Origin of the sequence: Corallococcus aberystwythensis (genome assembly GCF_003612165.1) — a bacterium.
GTDB lineage: Bacteria > Myxococcota > Myxococcia > Myxococcales > Myxococcaceae > Corallococcus > Corallococcus aberystwythensis.
Genome location: NZ_RAWK01000416.1, coordinates 1 through 5,980, shown reverse-complemented (window position 1 = coordinate 5,980; position 5,980 = coordinate 1). Strand labels below are relative to the sequence as shown.

At 55.8% G+C, this 5,980-nt stretch carries 2 tRNA genes and 3 rRNA genes; all 5 read left to right on the top strand.

From position 1 onward, the window contains the following. Nucleotides 1-443 precede the first annotated feature (443 nt). The 5 genes from D7W81_RS39295 (at nt 444) to rrf (ending at nt 5,962) form a co-directional block, all read left to right on the top strand. Nucleotides 444-1,981 (top strand): 16S ribosomal RNA (locus D7W81_RS39295). A gap of 211 nt (nt 1,982-2,192) precedes the next feature. Beyond that, a tRNA-Ile gene (locus tag D7W81_RS39290) sits at nt 2,193-2,269 on the top strand. A 56-nt stretch (nt 2,270-2,325) separates the two neighbouring features. Then, nucleotides 2,326-2,398 (top strand) — tRNA-Ala (locus D7W81_RS39285). A 294-nt stretch (nt 2,399-2,692) separates the two neighbouring features. Further along, a 23S ribosomal RNA gene (locus D7W81_RS39280) occupies nt 2,693-5,659 on the top strand. A gap of 186 nt (nt 5,660-5,845) precedes the next feature. After that, nucleotides 5,846-5,962: ribosomal RNA gene (gene rrf, locus D7W81_RS39275) — 5S ribosomal RNA — on the top strand. Together the 16S, 23S and 5S rRNA genes with 2 tRNA genes alongside form the textbook arrangement of a ribosomal RNA operon. Nucleotides 5,963-5,980 lie beyond the last annotated feature (18 nt).

Sequence of the window (5,980 nt, the reverse complement as noted above, 5' to 3'; positions counted from 1 at the left end):
CGGACGGCAAGCGGTGAGAGAAGCTGACAGCAAGCGGTTGACAGGGAAGGCGGCGCTGAAGTAGAAGCCGCTCCCCTTCGAAAAGAAGCGGCGGAAGTCACTGGACGGCGCCGACGAGATTCGAAGCAGCCCGCAGGACGCAAAAGTGAAGTTGACGCTGACTGCGAACTGAAATAGAAGCTGCAACCCCGCCGGTTGAAACAAAGCCGGCGAGACGCAGGGTAGCAAAAGTCGCGAAGCAAGACAAGCGGCTCGGTCTTTGAAAACCAAATAGCAAGCCCAAGTAGTAATGGATTGCGGAAACCCGCAGTCAATTTTTTGAGGGCGCTTCACCTCTAAAAGCAGCGCTGAAAAGCGCAGCGAGAGGGAAGTGCCGACGAATCAGCGAGCCGAGACTCCTTAGCCGGGTCTCGGGGAACGCCGGTTCAAGCAAACCAAGAATACAATTGGAGAGTTTGATCCTGGCTCAGAACGAACGCTGGCGGCGTGCCTAACACATGCAAGTCGAGCGCGAATAGGGGCAACCCTTAGTAGAGCGGCGCACGGGTGCGTAACACGTGGATAATCTGCCTGGATGCCTGGGATAACCAGTCGAAAGATTGGCTAATACCGGATAAGCCCACGGTTTCTTCGGAGACTGAGGGAAAAGGTGGCCTCTGTATACAAGCTATCACAACCAGATGAGTCCGCGGCCCATCAGCTAGTTGGCGGGGTAATGGCCCACCAAGGCAACGACGGGTAGCTGGTCTGAGAGGACGATCAGCCACACTGGAACTGAGACACGGTCCAGACTCCTACGGGAGGCAGCAGTGGGGAATTTTGCGCAATGGGCGAAAGCCTGACGCAGCAACGCCGCGTGTGTGATGAAGGTCTTTGGATTGTAAAGCACTTTCGACCGGGACGAAAACCCGAAGGCTAACATCCTTCGGCTTGACGGTACCGGGAGAAGAAGCACCGGCTAACTCTGTGCCAGCAGCCGCGGTAATACAGAGGGTGCAAGCGTTGTTCGGAATTATTGGGCGTAAAGCGCGTGTAGGCGGCTTTGCAAGTCGGGTGTGAAAGCCCTCAGCTCAACTGAGGAAGTGCGCCCGAAACTGCAGAGCTTGAGTGCCGGAGAGGGTGGCGGAATTCCCCAAGTAGAGGTGAAATTCGTAGATATGGGGAGGAACACCGGTGGCGAAGGCGGCCACCTGGACGGTAACTGACGCTGAGACGCGAAAGCGTGGGTAGCAAACAGGATTAGATACCCTGGTAGTCCACGCCGTAAACGATGAGAACTAGGTGTCGTGGGAGTTGACCCCCGCGGTGCCGTAGCTAACGCATTAAGTTCTCCGCCTGGGAAGTACGGTCGCAAGACTAAAACTCAAAGGAATTGACGGGGGCCCGCACAAGCGGTGGAGCATGTGGTTTAATTCGACGCAACGCGCAGAACCTTACCTGGTCTTGACATCCTCGGAATCCTTCAGAGATGAGGGAGTGCCCGCAAGGGAACCGAGAGACAGGTGCTGCATGGCTGTCGTCAGCTCGTGTCGTGAGATGTTGGGTTAAGTCCCGCAACGAGCGCAACCCTCGCCTTTAGTTGCCACGCAAGTGGATCTCTAGAGGGACTGCCGGTGTTAAACCGGAGGAAGGTGGGGATGACGTCAAGTCCTCATGGCCTTTATGACCAGGGCTACACACGTGCTACAATGGCCGGTACAGAGCGCTGCAAACCCGCGAGGGGGAGCTAATCGCAGAAAACCGGTCTCAGTTCAGATTGGAGTCTGCAACTCGACTCCATGAAGGAGGAATCGCTAGTAATCGCAGATCAGCACGCTGCGGTGAATACGTTCCCGGGCCTTGTACACACCGCCCGTCACACCATGGGAGTCGATTGCTCCAGAAGTCATCTCACCAAGAGATGCCCAAGGAGTGCTCGGTAACTGGGGTGAAGTCGTAACAAGGTAGCCGTAGGGGAACCTGCGGCTGGATCACCTCCTTTCTAAGGAGACCGGGCATCGGACTCACCCTTCGGGGGAGTAGGCGATGCCAGCAGCCTTCGGGCTGTCAGGTCTAACTAGGTCAATGTTTCCGGTAAACAATCCATTATGAACTTCGGGCTTGCTGTTTGGTTTTGAAGGACTGAGCGAAGGTTGGCTCGGCTCTTTGAGAATGAAGGACGCTGTAGGGTTCGCCGACGCTTTAGCCCCCCTGGGCCTATAGCTCAGCTGGCTAGAGCGCGCGCCTGATAAGCGCGAGGTCGGTGGTTCAAGTCCACCTAGGCCCACCACTCACTTCCCTCACTGGAGGGAAAGCAAGGAGTGGATTGGTGCTGACGCGAGAGTCGGGGCTGTAGCTCAGCTGGGAGAGCGCCAGCTTTGCAAGCTGGATGTCGTCGGTTCGAACCCGATCAGCTCCACAAGTTTCCTGGAAGTCGCAGGGACGTTCTTTGACAAGTGCATACGAAGGGTAAGTTGCAATTTCTGCTGAGTGAAGTTCTCAACAGAAGTGCCGACTTCGAAATGAGCTTCACCTGGCGCCGCGAGGCAGCCGAGTGAGGCAAAAGCGAAGTCTCCCACACAAGAAGAAGAAGCAATGAGAACAGCAAAGAATGAAGTCTTCCGGGCCTGCTAGCGAAGAGCAGAGGTCTGGGCCTTGGTCACGAGTTTCGACAATCCGCCGGGAGGCGGGCGTGACGACAAGAGATCAGGGCAAGTAAGCTACTAAGGGCGTGCGGTGGATGCCTAGGTGCCAAGAGGCGATGAAGGACGTGGGTGGCTGCGAAAAGCTTCGGGGAGTTGCCAACCAAACGTTGATCCGGAGATGTCCGAATGGGGAAACCCAGCGCGGCGAATAGCTGCGTTACTGCAATCTGAATCCATAGGGTTGCAGAGCGAACCAGGGGAAGTGAAACATCTCAGTACCCTGAGGAAGAGAAAACAATGAGTGATTCCCAAAGTAGTGGCGAGCGAAATGGGAAGAGGCCAAACCAACGTCATGCAAATGGCGGTGGGGTAGCGGGTCCGCGGTAGGACTTTGACAGGCTAACGGAAGCGTCCTGGAAAGACGCACCAAAGAGCGTGATAGTCGCGTACGTGAAAGCCAGTTGGAGCTGAGCGGGTTACCCAAGTAAGACGGGACACGTGCAATCCTGTCTGAATCTGCCGGGACCATCCGGTAAGCCTAAATACTCCTTGGCGACCGATAGTGAACAAGTACCGCGAGGGAAAGGTGAAAAGAACCCCGGTGAGGGGAGTCAAAAGAACCTGAAACCGCATGTCTACAAGCAGTTCGAGCACTACGGCGCAAGCCAGTGCGAGAGCGTACCTTTTGCATCATGATTCGGCGACTTAATATACGTAGCGAGGCTAAGCCGATAGGTGGAGCCGGAGCGAAAGCGAGTCCGAATAGGGCGCTAAGTTGCGTGTATTATAACCCGAAGCGGGGTGATCTACACATGGCCAGGTTGAAGTGCGGGTAACACCGCATGGAGGACCGAACTCATGAAAGTTGAAAATTTCTGGGATGAGCTGTGTGTAGGGGTGAAAGGCCAATCAAACTCCGTGATAGCTGGTTCTCCCCGAAAGATATTTAGGTATCGGCTCGGGCAATTCAATGCCGGAGGTAGAGCACTGGAACGGCTAGGGGTCTCACCAGATTACCAAACCGTACCAAACTCCGAATGCCGGCAATTGTTATCCCGGGACGCAGTCAGTGGGTGATAACGTCCATTGGCAAGAGGGGAATAACCCAGACCGACAGCTAAGGCCCCCAAATCTAGTCTAAGTGAACACTAGAAAGGATGTGGCAGGTCATTGACAACCAGGAGGTTGGCTTAGAAGCAGCCATCCTTTAAAGAAAGCGTAATAGCTCACTGGTCAAGACAGGCCGCGCCGAAAATGTAACGGGGCTCAAGACTAGTGCCGAAGCTTCGGGTCATGCGCGTCAGGCGCGTATGGCGGTAGGGGAGCGTCCCAGTTGCAGCGAAGGTAGACTGAAAAGGCTGCTGGAGCGACTGGGAGTGCTGATGCCGAAATGAGTAGCGATAAAGGGGGTGAGAAACCCCCTCGCCGTAAACCCAAGGTTTCCTGGGTCAAGTTAATCTTCCCAGGGTTAGCCGGGTCCTAAGCCGAGGCCGAAAGGCGTAGGTGATGGCAAGCAGGTTAATATTCCTGCGCCATCTTGCAGACGTTGAACTGAGGGAGGACGGAGAAAGCTAGGCGAGCTGACCGGTGGTTGTGTCAGTCTAAAGGCGTAGGGGTGTCGCGTACGAATAAAGGCGCGGCAGTCATCCCCGAGACCCCATGGCGCCCCGCAAGGGGTAAGTCGCTGATGCTCTGCTTCCAAGAAAAGTCCCGCAGGGAGTCTGCAGGGTGTCCGTACCGCAAACCGACACAGGTGGGTGAGGAGAAAATCCTAAGGCGCTTGAGAGAACTCTCCTCCAAGGAACTAGGCAAATTTCCACCGTAACTTCGGAAGAAGGTGGGCCTCTGGTAGGTGTAGGCGTACAGCCGAAGCCGAGAGAGGTTGCAGAGAAATGGCGGTAGCGACTGTTTACCAAAAACACAGGACTCTGCGAAGGCGACAAGCCGACGTATAGGGTCTGACTCCTGCCCGGTGCTGGAAGGTTAAGGGGATTCGTCAGCCGCAAGGCGAAGCGATGATCCGAAGCCCCAGTAAACGGCGGCCGTAACTATAACGGTCCTAAGGTAGCGAAATTCCTTGTCGGGTAAGTTCCGACCTGCACGAATGGAGTAACGACTTCCGCACTGTCTCGGAGAGGGACTCAGCGAAATTGAAATAGCTGTGCCGATGCAGTTTACCCGCAGCAAGACGGAAAGACCCCGTGAACCTTTACTACAACTTGACAGTGACACTAGGGATTGGCTGTGTAGGATAGGTGGGAGCCTTTGAAGCCGGGCCGCTAGGTTCGGTGGAGGCAACGGTGAAATACCACCCTGCTGATTTCTGGTGTCTAACCATGTCTCGTCAGCCGGGACTGGGACACTGTCTGGTGGGTAGTTTGACTGGGGCGGTCGCCTCCCAAAAAGTAACGGAGGCGCGCGATGGTTCCCTCAGCCCGATTGGAAACCGGGCGTCGAGTGCAATGGCATAAGGGAGCTTGACTGCGAGACCGACAGGTCGAGCAGGTGCGAAAGCAGGTCATAGTGATCCGGTGGTCCTGAATGGAAGGGCCATCGCTCAACGGATAAAAGGTACTCCGGGGATAACAGGCTTATCTCCCCCAAGAGTTCACATCGACGGGGAGGTTTGGCACCTCGATGTCGGCTCATCGCATCCTGGGGCTGGAGCAGGTCCCAAGGGTTTGGCTGTTCGCCAATTAAAGCGGTACGCGAGCTGGGTTCAAAACGTCGTGAGACAGTTTGGTCCCTATCTGCTGTGGGCGTAGGATACTTGAGAGGCTCTGACCTTAGTACGAGAGGACCGGGTTGGAGGCACCGCTGGTGTACCAGTTGTCTCGCCAGAGGCATCGCTGGGTAGCCATGTGCCGATTGGATAACCGCTGAAAGCATCTAAGCGGGAAACCGACCTCAAGACCAGGTATCCCGGGCGCAAGCCCCTGAAGACTCGTGGAAGACTACCACGTTGATAGGCTGGGTGTGTAAGCGCGGTAACGCGTTAAGCTAACCAGTACTAATAAGTCGAGCGGCTTACTTCCCCCCTTCTCTTGCATGCCCCCACGCGGGGAGTAAGGGACTCGGGGCCAAGGCCGAGGCCAGGACGCCACCATGTGCGTCCGCCCGGAAGACAACAGCTATTCTCAATTGCTTCTTTGACTTCTCAAAGAGGCTTCACTCAAGCAGAAGCTTGCAACTTACCCTTCGTATGCACCGTCATTCGCTTTTCCGGTGGCAATGTCGGAGGGGTCACACCCGTTCCCATCCCGAACACGGAAGTTAAGCCCTCCAGAGCCGATGGTACTCCGCGGGAAACCGCGTGGGAGAGTAGGTCGCTGCCGGATTCTTTTTGAAAGCCCCTG